The organism is Variovorax sp. P4_B10, from assembly GCF_056402375.1.
The window spans coordinates 35,662-50,406 of the sequence record NZ_JBFUHN010000027.1 but is presented as its reverse complement, the minus strand read 5'-3'; the positions used below and the strand labels follow the sequence as shown (position 1 = coordinate 50,406).

Annotated in this window: 15 protein-coding genes; 8 read left to right on the top strand and 7 right to left on the bottom strand. The window is 66.3% G+C overall.

Features of this window, described 5'->3' with window-relative positions; translation table 11 throughout:
- The first annotated feature begins 40 nt into the window (after positions 1 to 40).
- Positions 41 to 970 (top strand): alpha/beta fold hydrolase, encoded by a 930-nt coding sequence (locus AC1DXX_RS14640; RefSeq protein ID WP_478134926.1) that lies wholly within the window; start codon positions 41 to 43, stop codon positions 968 to 970.
- 2 nt (positions 971 to 972) lie between these two features.
- On the opposite strand, the gene AC1DXX_RS14635 is transcribed toward AC1DXX_RS14640, so the two are convergent.
- Genes AC1DXX_RS14635 through AC1DXX_RS14625 form a run of 3 tightly spaced genes read right to left on the bottom strand, consistent with a single transcriptional unit; the run spans position 973 to position 3,825 of the window.
- Positions 973 to 2,031: a serine hydrolase domain-containing protein gene (locus AC1DXX_RS14635; protein ID WP_478134925.1), complete on the bottom strand. Its 1,059-nt coding sequence runs from the start codon at positions 2,029 to 2,031 to the stop codon at positions 973 to 975.
- A 34-nt stretch (positions 2,032 to 2,065) separates the two neighbouring features.
- Complete coding sequence (locus tag AC1DXX_RS14630) at positions 2,066 to 2,767, bottom strand: aspartate/glutamate racemase family protein (RefSeq protein ID WP_478134924.1); 702 nt, start codon at positions 2,765 to 2,767, stop codon at positions 2,066 to 2,068.
- Positions 2,768 to 2,814: 47 nt separating this feature from the next.
- Positions 2,815 to 3,825: an aldo/keto reductase gene (locus AC1DXX_RS14625; protein ID WP_478134923.1), complete on the bottom strand. Its 1,011-nt coding sequence runs from the start codon at positions 3,823 to 3,825 to the stop codon at positions 2,815 to 2,817.
- Between the two features lie 126 nt (positions 3,826 to 3,951).
- On the opposite strand from AC1DXX_RS14625, the gene AC1DXX_RS14620 reads away from it, so the two are divergent.
- The 3 genes from AC1DXX_RS14620 to AC1DXX_RS14610 all read left to right on the top strand — a co-directional run bounded on the left by AC1DXX_RS14620 (position 3,952) and on the right by AC1DXX_RS14610 (position 7,139).
- Positions 3,952 to 4,851, top strand: coding sequence for a LysR family transcriptional regulator (locus AC1DXX_RS14620; RefSeq protein WP_478134922.1), 900 nt, complete (start codon positions 3,952 to 3,954; stop codon positions 4,849 to 4,851).
- Between the two features lie 102 nt (positions 4,852 to 4,953).
- Positions 4,954 to 5,790 carry a MetQ/NlpA family ABC transporter substrate-binding protein gene (locus AC1DXX_RS14615; protein ID WP_478134921.1) on the top strand — a complete coding sequence of 279 codons (837 nt, stop codon included), beginning with the start codon at positions 4,954 to 4,956 and terminating at the stop codon, positions 5,788 to 5,790.
- Entirely contained in the window at positions 5,787 to 7,139 is a 1,353-nt protein-coding gene (locus AC1DXX_RS14610; protein ID WP_478134920.1) for an LLM class flavin-dependent oxidoreductase, read from the top strand. The genes AC1DXX_RS14615 and AC1DXX_RS14610 overlap by 4 nt, the downstream gene beginning before the upstream one ends.
- 302 nt (positions 7,140 to 7,441) lie before the next feature.
- Here AC1DXX_RS14610 and AC1DXX_RS14605 read toward each other — a convergent pair whose 3' ends face one another.
- Genes AC1DXX_RS14605 through AC1DXX_RS14590 form a run of 4 tightly spaced genes read right to left on the bottom strand, consistent with a single transcriptional unit; the run spans position 7,442 to position 10,212 of the window.
- Entirely contained in the window at positions 7,442 to 7,795 is a 354-nt protein-coding gene (locus AC1DXX_RS14605) for a hypothetical protein (RefSeq protein ID WP_478134919.1), read from the bottom strand.
- 24 nt (positions 7,796 to 7,819) lie between these two features.
- Positions 7,820 to 8,641: a MetQ/NlpA family ABC transporter substrate-binding protein gene (locus AC1DXX_RS14600; RefSeq protein WP_478134918.1), complete on the bottom strand. Its 822-nt coding sequence runs from the start codon at positions 8,639 to 8,641 to the stop codon at positions 7,820 to 7,822.
- A gap of 43 nt (positions 8,642 to 8,684) precedes the next feature.
- Positions 8,685 to 9,347 (bottom strand): methionine ABC transporter permease, encoded by a 663-nt coding sequence (locus tag AC1DXX_RS14595; protein ID WP_354356207.1) that lies wholly within the window; start codon positions 9,345 to 9,347, stop codon positions 8,685 to 8,687.
- Positions 9,340 to 10,212, bottom strand: a complete 873-nt coding sequence (locus tag AC1DXX_RS14590; protein ID WP_478134917.1) for a methionine ABC transporter ATP-binding protein — start codon at positions 10,210 to 10,212, stop codon at positions 9,340 to 9,342. Before AC1DXX_RS14590 ends, AC1DXX_RS14595 begins: the two co-directional genes overlap by 8 nt.
- A gap of 241 nt (positions 10,213 to 10,453) precedes the next feature.
- Between AC1DXX_RS14590 and AC1DXX_RS14585 the strand changes: the two genes are divergently transcribed.
- The 4 genes from AC1DXX_RS14585 (at position 10,454) to prfB (ending at position 14,742) form a co-directional block, all read left to right on the top strand.
- Entirely contained in the window at positions 10,454 to 11,269 is an 816-nt protein-coding gene (locus tag AC1DXX_RS14585) for a MetQ/NlpA family ABC transporter substrate-binding protein (protein ID WP_478134916.1), read from the top strand.
- Positions 11,270 to 11,466: 197 nt separating this feature from the next.
- Positions 11,467 to 12,675: a Fic family protein gene (locus AC1DXX_RS14580; RefSeq protein ID WP_478134915.1), complete on the top strand. Its 1,209-nt coding sequence runs from the start codon at positions 11,467 to 11,469 to the stop codon at positions 12,673 to 12,675.
- 110 nt (positions 12,676 to 12,785) lie between these two features.
- On the top strand, positions 12,786 to 13,556 hold the full coding sequence (locus AC1DXX_RS14575; protein ID WP_478134914.1) for an SIMPL domain-containing protein: 771 nt from the start codon (positions 12,786 to 12,788) through the stop codon (positions 13,554 to 13,556).
- 81 nt (positions 13,557 to 13,637) lie between these two features.
- Positions 13,638 to 14,742 (top strand): peptide chain release factor 2 gene (gene prfB, locus AC1DXX_RS14570; RefSeq protein WP_478134913.1). Its coding sequence is split into 2 segments (ribosomal slippage): positions 13,638 to 13,718 and positions 13,720 to 14,742, totalling 1,104 coding nucleotides; the frame shifts between segments, so codons are not numbered across the junction.
- Positions 14,743 to 14,745 lie beyond the last annotated feature (3 nt).

Genomic DNA, 14,745 nt, shown 5'->3' with positions numbered 1-14,745 from the left:
GGACTGCGCGAAGGCAAGCGGCTCCTTATCATCGACGCCCATGTACCAAGCCCTCCGTCCCTCGCGCAGCGAATTCGTGCCCGTGCGCAACCTGAACTACCACGTGCGCCTCTGGGGCCAGCCCTCGGCCGAACGCCCGCCGCTGGTGCTGGTGCACGGCTGGATGGACGTGGCGGCATCGTGGCAATTCGTCGTCGACGCGCTGGCGCAAGACCGCTTCATCATCGCCCCCGACTGGCGCGGCTTCGGCCTCACCGACGGCGGCGGCGTCGACAACTACTGGCTGGCCGACTACCTGGCCGACCTCGAATGGCTGCTCGACCACTATGCCGGCGAAGGAGACAACGCCCGCCCGGTCGACCTCGTCGGCCACAGCATGGGCGGCAACGTCGCCATGCACTACGCGGGCGTGCGGCCGGCGCGCATCCGCCGCCTCGTCAACCTCGAAGGCTTCGGCATGCCCGCGCGCAAGCCCGACGAAGCGCCCGCCCGCTACGGCCAGTGGATCGACGAACTCAAGGGCCTGCACCGCGGCGAGAAGGCACTCGCCGGCTACTCGGCCATCGACGGCGTGGCACGCCGCCTCATGAAGACCAACCCGCGCCTCACGCAGGACAAGGCCGACTGGCTGGCCAGCCACTGGTCGGCCGGCCACCCGCAGCCCGACGGCAGCACGCGCTGGCAGATCCTCGGCGACGCGGCGCACAAGATCATCAATGCGCACATCTTCCGCGTCGACGAAACGCTCGCGCTCTATGCGCGCATCGCCGCGCCGACGCTGATGGTCGAGGCCTCCGACGACAGCCTGCACGGCTGGTGGAAGAACCGCTACACGCTCGACGAATTCCACGAGCGGCTGAAGTCCGTGCGCTCGGTGCGCATCGAGCGCCTGGGCGACGCGGGCCACATGCTGCACCACGACCAGCCGCAGCGCGTGGCACAGCTGATCGAGGAATTCCTGGCCAGCTGAACTCAGCCGCAGGGCGCCGCGGCAAGCATCCTTGCCGCGCGCAGGAAGTCGCCCGGCCTCACCGTGCTCGGGTTCCAGTTGCCCGCCACCGGCACCTGGCGCTTGTGTGCGATCACCATGCGCTGCTTCGGGATCACGAGGATGTACTGGCCGTGCACGCCCCACGCCATGTAGGCGCCGCCCAACGGGGAATCCGGCGGCTCTTCCAGCAGCCACCACAGGTAGCCATAGCCAAAACCGCGCCTCGCCACATGGGGCGGGTGCATCTGCGCGGAAGTGGTCACGGGCTGCGTGATCTGCGCGACCCAGGCGGCGGGAATCAATTGCTGTCCGCGCCAGTTGCCCTGGCGAAGCATCAGGTAGCCCAGGCGTGCCATGTCCCGCGTCGACAGGAAGAAGCGATACGCCAGGTGCTCGGACTTCGCGCTGTCGCCGCTGCGCCGGTGGCGGGCGATGTCGAAATCCTCGAGCATCAGCGGCGCCGCAAGATCATCGGCAAAGGTCCGGTAGATGCTGCGGCCTGTCAGCTTCTCGAAGGCGGTGCCTGCGGCGTTGAAGTCCCAGTTGTTGTACAGGAAGTAGCTGCCGGGCGCTTGCGATCCGCGCGCGGGCGCAAACGCGAGATCGTCCCCGCCGTTGGCCGCTGCGTGATAGACCCCTGACCGCGCCGTCAGCAAATCGCGCAGGCGTGCCTCGCGTTCGGTCGCCAGCAGGCCACCCAGGTCGTCGATGCCCAGATCGGCCAGGGTCCGGTCGAGGTCGATGGTGCCGTCGGCCACGTACTTGCCGTACATCATGGACAGCAGGCTCTTGCGCACGGAAAACACGATGCTGGCGGTGCCGACCGGTCCTTCGCTGAACAGCACGCGCCCATCCCGCACCGCCATCAAGGCGGTGGTGTCCAGTGTCTTCAGGTACGCGCGGGTGGCGTCGAGCTCACGGCTGCATGCGGCGCCCAGCTGCGAACGGGGAACGGCCTCCCACGACGAAAGCGGAAAGACTGCCGCGCCTGCATGACCGGCAGGAGACGATGTGCACGCACCTGCGAGCAGCAGGAACACTGCCGCAAGGCAAAGCGTGAAAACGCGCACCGGCTTACTTGCCGCCGCCGGTCGCGCGGCGCAGCGCCGCACGCGCCAGCAGGCGCGTGGAATCGAGCGTCGGCAGCGGCGAATTCGCGTCGCTCATGAGCAGCGGGATCTCGGTGCAGCCGAGCACCACCGCATCGCAGCCATCCTCGTTCTTCATGCGCTCGATCGTGCGCTGGAATGTGCCCACTGCCTCGGGCTTGAAGACGCTGTAGACCAGCTCCTCGATGATCACGCGGTTGATCTCGTCGCGCTCGCCATCGGTCGGACGCCGGTATTGCAGCCCGCGTGCCGACAACTTCCCGGGATAGACCTCGCTGTCGACCAGCCAGCGCGTGCCGGTAATGCCGATGCGCCGGAACCCGCGCTGCACCGCCTCTTGCGCAACCACTTCGGCAATGTGCAGCCACGGCAGCGGCGAGCGCTCTGCAACGTAGTCGAAGGCCTCGTGGATCGTGTTGTCCGGGCAGATCAGGAAGTCCGCGCCGATCTTCGCGAGCTTGTGCGCCGACGCGAGCATCAGGTCGCCCACGCCCTGCCAGTCGCCGCGGTAGATGTGGTGCGTGTAGTCCGACAGCGATGGCGTGTGCATCGACACCTCGGGATGGGCGTGCGGGCCGAGCAGCGCGGCGCCCTCCACGCAGATGGTCTTGTAGCAAAGCGCCGCGCCTTCGGCGGAGCAGCCGACGATTCCGATGTGCTGGGTCATGGCGGCATCCTACAAAAAACGGCGCCGCCACGCCCAACCCGGCCCGCTCAGGCGTGACCCGCTTCGCTGTCCAGGTGCGCCATCTGCGCGGCTGCATAGCGCTCGCCGGCTGCGGCACCCTTGGGCACCGCGCGTTCGATGGCCGCAAGGTCGTCCGCAGTCAGCGCAACGCCCAGCGAACCCAGTGCCTCTTCCAGCCGCGTGCGTTGCCGCGCGCCCACCAGCGGCACGATGTCGTCGCCCTGCGCCGCCACCCACGCAATCGCGATCTGCGCAACCGTGACGCCCTTGGCCTCGGCAATCTTGCGCAGCGCATCGACCAGCGCCAGGTTGCGCTCGACGTTCTCGCCCTGGAAGCGCGGGCTGTGCGTGCGGAAATCCGTGGCGCCCGCGCCTTCCTTCTGCCAGTGCCCGCTGATGAGGCCGCGCGACAGCACGCCGTAGGCCGTGATGCCGATGCCGAGCTCGCGGCAGGTCGCGAGGATGCCGTCCTCGATGCCGCGCGAGACCAGCGAATACTCGATCTGCAGGTCGCTGACCGGGTGCACGGCCGCGGCCCGGCGAATGGTCTGCGAGCCCATCTCCGACAGCCCGATGTGCCGCACGTAGCCGGCCTTCACCATGTCGGCGATGGCGCCCACCGTGTCCTCGATCGGCACGTTCGGGTCGAGCCGCGCCGGGCGGTAGATGTCGATGTGGTCCACGCCCAGCCGCTGCAGCGAATAGACCAGGAAGTTCTTCACCGCCTGGGGCCGTGCGTCGTAGCCGCTCCAGCCGCCGGCCGGATCGCGCATCGCGCCGAACTTCACGCTGACGAGGGCCGCATCGCGCTGCGAGCCCTTGAGGCCCCTGAGCGCCTCGCCGATCAGCATTTCGTTGTGGCCGCTGCCGTAGAAGTCGCCCGTATCGAGCAGGGTGATGCCCGCGTCCATCGCGGCGTGGATGGTGGCGATGCTCTCGGTGCGGTCCGAGGGGCCGTACATGCCCGACATGCCCATGCAGCCGAGACCGAGGGCGGAGACCTGCGGGCCCTTGGCCCCGAGTCGACGTGTGTTCATTGCGGTTCCTTTCGTTGGGGGTCGCTCACGATTGCGAGCGGCATGGCGGTAGTCTGGAAGGAAGCGCCCCGTTCGATAATCCGTCCATGGCCGCACGGGCTGTGCAAAAAAACGCACAATCCCGCCATGACCGACCCGGACCTTTCGGACCTCGGCGCCTTCGTCGCCGTCACGCGCGCACGCGGCTTTCGCGGCGCCGCCGCCCTGCGCGGCGTGTCGCCCTCATCGCTCAGCGAAGCCATGCGCCGGCTCGAAGCGCAGCTGGGCGTGCGGCTCTTGAACCGCACCACGCGCAGCGTCACGCCCACCGAGGCCGGGCAGCGCCTGCTCGACCGCATCTCGCCGGCGCTCGACGACATCGCGGGCGCGTTCGACACGCTCAACAGCTTTCGCGACAGCCCCACCGGCACCTTGCGGCTCAACGTGCCGTCGATCGTTGCGCAGCGCGTGCTGCCGCCGCTGGCCAGCCGCTTCCTGCTTGCGCACCCGGGCATCACGCTCGAGGTGACGACCAACGACACCTTCATCGACGTGCTCGCCGCCGGCTTCGACGCCGGCATCCGCTACGACGAGAGCATCGCGCGCGACATGATCGCCGTGCCGCTGGGTCCGCGCATGCAGCGCTTCGTGGCCGCCGCATCGCCGGGCTACCTCGCGGCGCACGGCACGCCGAAGCACCCGACCGACCTGCTGCGCCACGCCTGCATCGGCCATCGCTTTCCGAGCGGCGTGCTCGCGGCCTGGGGCTTCGTGCGCCGGGGCAAGGCCGTGAAGATCACGCCGAGCGGGCCGATGGTCGCGTCGATGCTCGACCTGGAGTTGCACGCCGCGGAGTCGGGCCTGGGCCTGATCTACACCTTCGACGAATACCTGCGCCCTTCGCTGGACAGCGGCGCGCTGGTGCCCGTGCTCGAAGACTGGTGGCAGAGTTTTTCAGGCCCGTTTCTCTACTACCCGAGCCGCACGCACATGCCGGCGCCGCTGCGTGCGTTCGTCGACTTCCTCAAGGACGAAGCGAAGCGCTGATATCCGGCCAGCGGATATCCAAGCGCACAAAACTTCGTTCGCAGGGCGGGCACCGCGCCCTAGAGTGCGCAGCTCCCCTTGCCATCCCCTGGAGTTGTCGTCATGCGTTTTTCCTCGCGCGCGCCGTCGTGGCTGCGCCGCTCCGCCCCGCTCTTCGGTGGCCTTGCACTGAGCCTGCTCCTTCATGTGTCCGCCCACGCCGACGACCTGCGCGTCGGCTTCATGCCCGGGCCCTACCGCGATGCCTTCACGAACGGCATCGAGCCCCAGCTCAAGAAGCTCGGCTACAGCATCAAGTACATCGAGTTCAGCCAGGGCGTGCAGCCCAACGATGCGGTCGAGCGCGGCCAGATCGACGCCAACATCTTCCAGCACACGCTCTACCTCAACGCCACCAACAAGCAGCAGAACTTCGACCTCGTGCCGGTGGTGCACGTGCCGACGCCGCCGATGGGCCTCTACTCGCAGCGCCACAAGTCGCTGGACACGGTACCCGACGGCGCCACCGTCACCCTGCCCGCCGACCCGGTGAACGCGGCGCGCGCACTCAACATCCTCGCGGCCATCGGCTGGGTGACGATCAAGCCGGGCGCGAACCCGCTGAGCGTGTCGGAACGCGACATCGCGAGCAACCCCAAGCGCCTGAAGCTGGTGCCGCTGGACGCCGCGCAGGCGCCGCGCTCGCTGGCCGATGCCGACCTCGCGGCCGTGCAGGGCAACTTCGCCGTGGCCTCGGGGCTCAAGCTCACCGAGGCGCTCAAGCTCGAGAACATGACGCTGCCCTACGTGAACGTGGTGGCGRTCAAGCGCAGCAACGAGCACGCGAAGTTCGCGAAAGACATCGTGGCTGCCTACCAGTCGGCCGAGTTCCAGCGCTTCTTCAAGGCCAACCCGGCGTGGGCCGGCTACCGGCTGCCGGACTACTTCGTCAGCCCATGAGCAGCAACGGCACCGCACCCCGCAGGCAACTGCACCTCAACGTCAACATCCTGCACTCGGGCTTCGTGCCCTCGGCCTGGCGCCTGCCGGAGAGCGACCCGTGGGCCTTTGCCGACATCCAGCACTACATCCGCACGGCGCAGATCGCCGAGGCGGCCAAGCTCGATGCGATCTTCCTGGCCGACAACGCGGCCATCGTCGACCAGATCCACTTCCGGCCGATCACCGCGCTCGAACCCACCATCCTGCTGGCCTGCGTGGCCGCGGCCACCACGCACATCGGGCTGATCGCCACGGCCTCCACCAGCTACAACGAGCCCTACAACATCGCGCGCCGCTTCGCCACGCTCGACCATGTGAGCGGCGGCCGCGCGGGCTGGAATGTGGTAACCACGGCCGACCTGCCCTCGGCCCGCAACTTCGGCCTCGACGCGACGCCGGACCATTCGAAGCGCTACGCGCGCGCCTCGGAGTTCACCGACATCGTGAAGGCCCTGTGGGACAGCTGGGAAGACGACGCCTTCGTCGGCAACAAGGCCACGGGCAGCTTCATCGACCCGGCCAAGGTGCATGCGATTGCACACCGCGGCGAGCACTTCGCGGTGCAAGGCCCGCTGAACCTGCCGCGCCCGCCGCAAGGCCACCCCGTGCTGGTGCAGGCCGGCGCGTCGGCCGACGGGCGCGAGCTGGCGTCACGCCACGCCGAGGCCGTGTTCTCGGCCTCGCAGTCGTTCGAGGAATCGCAGGCCTACGCGCGCGCCCTCAAGACCCGCGCCGCCGAACTGGGCCGCGGCCCCGATGCGGTGAAGGTGCTGGCCGGTCTCACCACCATCGTCGGCGGCACCGAGGCGGAAGCCCACCGCCGACGCGACGAGCTGGTCGACCTGATTCCGTGGGACTACAGCCTCACCCGCCTCGCCGGCACACTGGGCGTCACGCCCGACCGGCTGAAGCTCGACGAGCGCCTGCCCGACAACCTGCCGCTCCCGGGCAATGGCAACGGCAACCACACCTTCTTCAACGCGGTGGTGGCGGCCGGCCGCACCCACGGCTACACGGTGCGCCAACTGATCCGCGAACTCGCGGGCGGCGGCGGTCACCGCGTGATCGTGGGCACGCCCGAGCAGATTGCCGACGACATCGAGCACTGGTTCAAAGGCGGTGCGGCGGACGGCTTCAACCTGATGCCCGATGCGCTGCCGCATGGGTTGCAGGACTTCGTGGATGGCGTGGTGCCGATCCTGCAGAAGCGCGGGCTCTTCCGCACCGAGTACGAGGGGCGCACGTTGCGCGATCACCTCGGGCTGGTGCGGCCCGGCGGGCGAACGGCGCAGCGGCTGGCGGCCTGAGAGCCCCTCTTTGGGGCCACGCTGGGTGAGAGTTGGGGCGCGCTCACGCCGACGGTGTGCTCTGCTCCGCGAATGTCCCCCGGCGCGGCCTAGGGCCGCAGGCCTCCTCCTTTATTTCGCTGCGCAGAGCACACCATCGGCGTGATCGCTCAGAGCAGCGGTTGATCGGCCAGCACAACGGCCGCGCCTCTCGTGCACAGGGCACCGGGTGCTCCCCGCAGCGAAATAAAGGAGGAGCGAAGCGGGGGACATTCGCGGAGGGGAGCACCCGGTGGCCTGTGCACACGCCCCGAACAACAGCGCTACTCCTCGTCAGCGTCGTTCCCCGTCAGAGACAACACTTCCTCAACGAAGGCCTCGAAGAGCGGCAGCGCATCAGGCAACCCTTCAAGCGACTCCGCCTCACCAGCATCGAAGAAATGCGGCGTGTCCGCCGGAATGGAAACCCATTCACCCGCTTCGAACAGCAGGCCCAGGTACCCCTCCGCTGTCGGCAGATAGAACAACCCCGCACTGTCGAGCGCCTGCTGCCCCTTCTGTGCCTCGCCCCGCCCCCAGCTCACGCCCTGCTGCGCCAGGTGTTCGGTGATCCAGCCGTCGCACACATGCGTGTCGCGCCAGCTTCCTTGGGCATCGAATACGGCGAGCACGGGCATGAGGGGCGTCCTTTGTCTGCGGAGTTACTGCAGGAAGCTGGGCTTGGCGTAGCCCTGGAACTTGGCGTCGACCACCGCCTTGAAGTCCTTCGAATGGTAGGCCTCGACAATGTCCTTGGCCCAGGCAGTGTTCTTGTCGGCGCTCTTCACGGCCACCACATTGAGGTAGTAGTCGGGCGTTTTCTCGAGCACCACCGCCTCGGTGAGCTTCAGGCCCGACGAGATCGCGAAGTTGCCGTTGACGATGGCGTACTCGGTGTCGCCCAGCGAACGCGGCAGCTGCGCGGCTTCGAGCGGAATGAACTTGAGCTTCTTCGGGTTCTCGGCCACGTCCTTCTCGGACGCACGGATCGGGTCGACACCGGCCTTGATGGTGATCAGCTTGTTCTGCTCCAGCAGCACCAGCGCGCGGGCCAGGTTGCTCGGGTCGTTCGGCAGCGTCACGCGGTCGCCCTCTTTCACCTCCGCCAGCGTCTTGCGCTTGGTCGAGTAGATGCCCAGCGGCGCGATCGGGCCCTGCACCAGTTCGGCGAGGTCGAGCTTCTGGTCGGCCGAGAACTTCTTCAGGTAGACCTGATGCTGGAAGAAATTGGCGTCGAGCGAACCCTGGGCCAGCGCGAGGTTGGGCTGCACGTAGTCGTTGAACTCGACCAGCTTCACCTTGTAGCCCTTCTTCTCGAGGATCGGCACGATGCCGAACTTCAGCTGGTCGTAATTGGAGCCGGCGGTGCCGCCGATCACGAGGTTCTTCTTGGCGTCCTGGGCTTGCGCCAGCGAGAGGCCGCCGAACGACAGGGCAACCAGGGACAGGGCGAGGACGGAACGGCGCAGCAATGCGGTTTTCATGGAATGAGCGAGCAGGAAAGAAAAGGAGAAAAGAAAAAGGAAATCAACGCTTGTCGAGCCTGCGCGCCGTGGTGTTGCCCACGAATTGCAGGATCTGTACCAGCACCACGAGCAGCGCCACGGTGAGCACCATCACGTCGGTCTGGAAGCGGTAGTAGCCGTAGCGAATGGCGAGGTCGCCGATGCCGCCTCCGCCCACCACGCCGGCCACGGCCGAGTACGAGAGAAAGCTCACAGCCAGCACCGTCAGCGCCAGCACCAGGCCCGAGCGGGCCTCGACCAGCAGCACGCGCCCGACGATCTGCAGCTCCGAGGCGCCCATGGCATGCGCCGCCTCGATCACGCCGCGCGGCACTTCGCGCAGGCACTGGTCGACCAGCCGCGCCAGGTACGGAATGGCCGCGAACGACAGCGGCACCGCGGCCGCCAGCGGCCCGATGGAGGTGCCCGCGATCACCCGCGTGAACGGCACCAGCGCCACCAGCAGGATGATGAAGGGGAAGGAGCGCACCGTGTTCACGAGCCAGTTCAGCACCAGGAACGCCGGCTTGTTCTCCAGCGACTGCCCGGGGCCGAGCAGGAACAGCAGGATGCCCAGCGGCCCGCCGATGAGCACCGCGGCCGAGAGGCCGATGGCCAGCATCATGAAGGTCTGGCCCGTGGCCACCCACAGCTCGGGGAGGATGGGGGCGATGTTCTCAAACATAGGCCGCCTCCCGCGCGTTGCGCTGTGCGGAGGCCAGACGCGGCTCCACAGGCAGGCGCGCCTCGCGTTCGCGGCGGCGCACCAGTTCGTCGATCTCGCGGCCCAGTGCCGTCTTGCGCTCTTCGCCCGGCGCATCGACCACAGCGAACTGCTCCACCAGCCGGCCCTTCTCGAGGATGGCCACGTTGCGGCACAGCACCTCGACCACCGACAGCTCGTGCGTGACGATCACGATGGTCACCCCGATCTTCTGGTTGATGTCGCGCAGCGTTTCGAGCAGCGCGCGCGTGGTTTCGGTGTCGAGCGCCGACGTGGGCTCGTCGCACAGCAGCACCTGCGGCCGCGGCGCCAGCGCGCGCGCAATGGCCACGCGCTGCTTCTGGCCGCCCGAGAGCTGGGCCGGGTAGGTGTCGATCTTCTCGGCCAGGCCCACGAGGGCCAGGCATTCGCGCACCCGCGCATTGATCTCGGCCTTCGAATGGCGGCCGTGGATCTTCAGCGGGAAGGCCACGTTGTCGAACACCGTGGCGTTCTGCAGCAGGTTGAACTGCTGGAAGATCATGCCGATGTTCTGGCGCGTGTCGCGCAGCTCGCGGCGCGAGAGCGTGGTGAGGTCGCGCCCGCCGACGAAGACCTTGCCCGCATCGGGCCGCTCCAGCAGGTTGATGAGGCGCAGCAGCGTCGACTTGCCGGCGCCGCTCTTGCCGATCAGGCCGAACACGTCGCCCTGGTGGATGTCGAGCGAGAGCGACTGCACGGCGTCGAACACCTCGCCGCTGGGCAAGGCGAAAGACTTCTGCACCGATTGAAGGCGGATGACCGGCGCCGCGTTGCCGCGGGCCGCATCGGGCGAATGGTTGGTCATGGAAAAGAGGCGCAGCCCGCGTGAAAGCGCGGTTGCGGAGTTCGCAAAAAGGTGCCGAGTATGAAAACAAAAGCGCCAAAAGGGAACGAACAAATCGGCTCGTACTTATGCATGAAAACGCATAAGCCTGCCAAAACGCCTCGAACGATCGCCATATCGATATGCGCATTGGTTCGTTCCCAAATGCGCCGGGCAATGCCACATTCGCGCCTTCTTTTTTGAATTGATTTCGCGCCACACCATGCACACCACCACTTTCCGCCGCCGCACCCTCGCCCTCGCCACGCTGGCCGCCGCCCTCTTCGCCGGCAATGCCGCCCTGGCCCAGGACAAGAACACGCTCAAGGTCGGTGTCTCCGTCGGCAACGGCGAGCAGATCTTCGAGGTGGTCAAGAAGGTCGCCGCCAAGGACGGCCTGAACATCCAGGTCGTGGTGTTCAACGACTACCAGCTGCCCAATGCCGCGCTGGCCTCGGGCGACCTCGACGCCAACGCCTTCCAGCACCAGCCCTTCCTCGACAACCAGAACAAGGCGCGCGGCTTCGACATCGTGCCCGTGGGCCTCACCATCACCGCGCCGCTGGGCTTCTACTCGCGCAAGATCAAGGCCATCGACCAGTTGCCCGATGGCGCCTCGGTCGGCATCCAGAACGATCCGTCGAACGGCAACCGCGCCCTGCTGCTGCTGCAGACCGCCGGCCTGATCACGCTGAAGCCCGAGGCGGTGAAGAACAACAACGCCACGCCGCTCGACGTGGTGAGCAACCCCAAGAAGCTGAAGCTGGTGGCGCTCGACGCCGCCCAGCTGCCGCGCTCGCTCGAYGACCTGACCATTGCCTCCATCAACAACGACTACGCCGAGAAGGCCGGCCTTTCGCTCAACAAGGACGCTGTGATCAAGGAGGCCGCGAAAAGCCCCTACGCCAACCTGATCGCCGTGCGCCGCGCCGACAAGGACAAGCCCTGGGCCAAGCGCCTCGTGGCGGCCTACCAGTCGCCCGAGGTGAAGAGCTTCATTGAGACGCAGTTCAAGGGTTCGCTCGTCCCGGCGTTCTGATCCAAACGCAGATTTCCCCCTTGCCCCCTGTGCGCCCGCGCCGCGTACAGGGGGCTTTTTGCTTTTGGCTGCGGTGGGGTCGATATCGGCAAAAAAACCAGAATTCAAACCGGAAATAGATCGTCCGAGCTATCTTCATAAGCCGTTGATTTAAAAAGACTTTCAACCTAAACTAAGCAGAACTCAAACCGGAATCAATGTCCGTCAAACCCACGTCTTTGCTGGTCTACGACCAACCTCACCAGTTCGAACCCTTACTGCCAACGCAAAAACTCGGCGAACTGAGCGAAATCACGCGCCGCATATTCGAGAAGTCGTCCGAGTTGAAAGGCTCTGCAAGTCCGAAAGCACGGGCTGCGCTGCGCGAGATCGTCCGATCGATGAACTCGTACTACTCGAACCGCATCGAGGGGCAAAGCACACATCCCGTGAACATCGAGCGTGCGCTGAGGAGAGATTTTTCAGACAAGCCGGATGTCGCCAGGCGTCAGCGTGTCGCGCTGGCGCACATCGAGGCCGAGCGGGAACTGGAGGAAATCGTCACCACCGAAGCGGGCGCGTTGAGCAGCAGCTTTCTGAAGAAAGCGCATGAGAGCCTGTACCGCCGGCTCCCCGAATCGGATCGCCTCACGAACGATGGTCGGATCATCATTCCAGGGAGCCTCCGGACGCATGACGTCACAGTGGGGCGGCACCAGCCGCCTGCGTGGGAATCGATCCCGCGGTTCCTGAAAAGGATGGACGACGTCTACGGCGGCCTCAAGGGCGTCGACGCAGTGATCTACACCGTCGCCGCTGCGCACCACAGAATGGCCTGGACGCATCCCTTCGAAGATGGAAACGGGCGAGCCGTCCGGCTTCAGACCCATTGCGCCCTGCATTTGATGAGCGGAGGCCTCTGGTCCGCCAACCGCGGCCTGGCCCGTTATCGCGACCGCTACTACGAGATGCTGGACAACGCCGACAGCGCAAGGCAGGGAGACCTCGACGGCCGCGGAAACCTCAGCGAAAAAATGTTCTGGGCGTGGTGCCGCTACTTCCTGGAATTGTGCGAAGACCAAGTCAATTTCATGGCCTCGATGCTTGACCTCTCGAAGCTCAAGGACCGTATTCGCGCCTATCTGCTGGTACGTGGCGCCACAGAGGGCATTACCGAATACCGCGAGGAGGCGCTGCTTCCGCTGCACACGATTGCGGCCGTCGGCGCGGTGTCGCGCGGGGAATTCATCCGGATGACAGGGTTGGAAGAGCGCACAGCCCGAAAAGTGATCTCGCGATTCACCAAGGATGGACTTCTGAAGAGTGACGGCCATCGTTCGGAGCTGAGCATCGGTTTTCCGCTCTCCTCGCTGAACATCCTGTTCCCGAACCTGTACCCCGAGGCTGCCACAGCGATATTGGACTGAGCCAGTTGGCCCGGAAGTCCGCCCACGCCACGCACCGGGGGCTTTTTATTCCGGCGGCGTTCGCCCGAAGGTATCTTCCGGGCTCCATCAAATTCTGAAGGGTACGCAACATGTTTTCCCGACACGGCCTTACTGCCGGCCTGGCCTCGCTGGCGCTGCTTGGCGCCGCCACCGCAGCCTCGGCCCAGCGACTCACGGAAATCAGCCCGACGCCCGGCCAGATCAGCGTGACCGGCTCGGCCGCCGTTCGCGTGGCGCCCGACGAGGTGTTCCTGACCATCGGCGTCGACAGCCGCGACAAGAACCTGCAGGCGGCCACGCGCGACAACAGCGAGCGCATTGCCAAGGCCCTGGCGGTGATCAAGCGCCACGGCGTGCCCGACAAGAGCGTGCAGCTCAACTACATCCAGGTCGAGCCCGACTACGACACCAACGTCAGCCGCATCACCCCCGTGGCCTACCGCGCCCACAAGAGCATCGGCATCAAGATCACCCGGCTCGACAGCTTCGAGCCCCTGCTGACCGAGCTCTACGGCGTGGGCGTCAACCAGGTCGAGAACATCGAATTCCGCAACTCCGACATGCGCAAGCACCGCGACAAGGCCCGCGAGCTGGCCGTGGTGGCCGCGCGCGAAAAGGCCGATGCGCTGACCTCCCAGCTGGGCGTCAAGCGCGGCAAGGCCATGCGCATCAGCGAGAACACGGGCTGGAACTGGGGCGGCTGGAGCGGCCGCTACCGGGGCGACCAGGGCCTGATGCAACAGAACGTGATGCAGTCCGCCCCCCGTTCCGAGGGCCAGGCCGACGGCGCGGACGGCGATCTCTCGGTCGGCCAGATCAGCGTCACGGCCACGATCAGCGTCGACTTTCTGATCGAATAACACCGCCTGGGGGGCTCTTTTCCACCCGTGAGAAAATGCCCGGTTCCCCCGAACACCAACCCTACACAGTCAGGACACCCCATGGACGCAGAACAGATCAACCAAATCGGCGCAATGCTCGCAGACCTGAGCATCCGTACGGTCGATTTACGGAGGTATCTTTGACTACGATGCCAAAGCCGAACGCCTGAGGACGGTCAACGCATCGCTCGAAGACCCCAACGTCTGGAACGACCCCAAGAAGGCCCAGGAACTGGGCAAGGAAAAGAAGTCGCTCGACGACGTGGTCGTCACGCTCGACCGGCTCACCAACGGGCTCTCGGACAACAGCGAGCTCTTCGAGATGTCGAAGGCCGACGGCGACATGGACGGCTTGCAGTCCATCGCCGATGACGCCGCCACGCTCGAAGCCGACATCAAGCAGCTCGAATTCCGCCGGATGTTCAACAACCCGGCCGACCCTCTCAACGCCTTCGTCGACATCCAGGCCGGCGCCGGCGGCACCGAGGCCTGCGACTGGGCCAGCATGCTGCTGCGCCAGTACCTGAAGTACGCCGAGCGCAAGGGCTTCAAGACGCAGATCGAAGACGAAACCCCTGGCGACACCGCCGGCATCAAGGGCGCGACCATCAAGGTCGAGGGCGACTACGCCTTCGGCCTGCTGCGCACCGAGACCGGCGTGCACCGCCTGGTGCGCAAGTCGCCGTTCGACTCGTCGGGCGGCCGCCACACCAGCTTTGCCAGCATCTTCGTGTACCCGGAGATCGACGACTCCATCGAGATCGACATCAACCCTTCCGACGTGCGCACCGACACCTTCCGCGCCAGCGGCGCGGGCGGCCAGCACATCAACAAGACCGACTCGGCCGTGCGCCTGACGCACATCCCGACCGGCATCGTGGTGCAGTGCCAGGACGGCCGCAGCCAGCACAGCAACCGCGACGTGGCGTGGAAGCGCCTGCGCTCGCGCCTGTACGACCACGAGATGCGCAAGCGCCAGGAAGAGCAGCAGAAGCTCGAAGACAGCAAGACCGACGTGGGCTGGGGCCACCAGATCCGCAGCTACGTGCTGGACAACAGCCGCATCAAGGACCTGCGCACCAACGTCGAAGTCTCGGCCACGCAGAAGGTGCTCGACGGCGACCTCGATGTGTTCATCGAAGCCTCCCTGAAGCAGGGCGTGTAACCC

Bases quoted from the DNA above. Each gene is read 5' to 3' on its own strand.
- AC1DXX_RS14610 (WP_478134920.1), top strand. From the start codon at position 5,787: ATGAGCAGCAACGGCACCGCACCCCGCAGGCAACTGCACCTCAACGTC.
- AC1DXX_RS14605 (WP_478134919.1), bottom strand. From the start codon at position 7,795: ATGCCCGTGCTCGCCGTATTCGATGCCCAAGGAAGCTGGCGCGACACG.
- AC1DXX_RS14640 (WP_478134926.1), top strand. From the start codon at position 41: ATGTACCAAGCCCTCCGTCCCTCGCGCAGCGAATTCGTGCCCGTGCGC.
- AC1DXX_RS14575 (WP_478134914.1), top strand. From the start codon at position 12,786: ATGTTTTCCCGACACGGCCTTACTGCCGGCCTGGCCTCGCTGGCGCTG.
- AC1DXX_RS14600 (WP_478134918.1), bottom strand. From the start codon at position 8,641: ATGAAAACCGCATTGCTGCGCCGTTCCGTCCTCGCCCTGTCCCTGGTT.
- AC1DXX_RS14595 (WP_354356207.1), bottom strand. From the start codon at position 9,347: ATGTTTGAGAACATCGCCCCCATCCTCCCCGAGCTGTGGGTGGCCACG.
- AC1DXX_RS14620 (WP_478134922.1), top strand. From the start codon at position 3,952: ATGACCGACCCGGACCTTTCGGACCTCGGCGCCTTCGTCGCCGTCACG.
- AC1DXX_RS14590 (WP_478134917.1), bottom strand. From the start codon at position 10,212: ATGACCAACCATTCGCCCGATGCGGCCCGCGGCAACGCGGCGCCGGTC.
- AC1DXX_RS14630 (WP_478134924.1), bottom strand. From the start codon at position 2,767: ATGACCCAGCACATCGGAATCGTCGGCTGCTCCGCCGAAGGCGCGGCG.
- AC1DXX_RS14625 (WP_478134923.1), bottom strand. From the start codon at position 3,825: ATGAACACACGTCGACTCGGGGCCAAGGGCCCGCAGGTCTCCGCCCTC.
- AC1DXX_RS14580 (WP_478134915.1), top strand. From the start codon at position 11,467: ATGTCCGTCAAACCCACGTCTTTGCTGGTCTACGACCAACCTCACCAG.